The sequence below is a fragment of the Psychrobacter sp. TB55-MNA-CIBAN-0194 genome, from assembly GCF_040309505.1.
GTDB lineage: Bacteria > Pseudomonadota > Gammaproteobacteria > Pseudomonadales > Moraxellaceae > Psychrobacter > Psychrobacter fozii.
Genome location: NZ_JBEOOW010000699.1, coordinates 1 through 242, shown reverse-complemented (window position 1 = coordinate 242; position 242 = coordinate 1). Strand labels below are relative to the sequence as shown.

The following is a 242-nucleotide window of genomic DNA, read 5'->3' as shown; positions in this document are numbered from 1 at the left end:
GCGTTTATGCTGAGTCGATTCGTATCGGTGGCGACATATTTGATGAATCCATTATCACTCACGTACGCCGTACGCATGGTTGTGTGATTGGTGAAACGACGGCTGAACGTATCAAGCAAGAAGTAGGCTCAGCGCTGAACGAAGACAGCCAGCTAGAAGTTGAAGTACGCGGACGTAGCATGGCAGAAGGCGTACCCAAAACCTTTACTGTCAATTCAGAAGAAGTGCAAAAAGCCCTGAGC

General features: G+C 48.8%; 1 protein-coding gene. It reads left to right on the top strand.

Translation table 11 applies throughout. The features are described 5' to 3' along the window. Nucleotides 1-242: rod shape-determining protein (locus AAEY75_RS16785; protein WP_352260295.1), on the top strand; the 242-nt coding region annotated here is incomplete at both ends.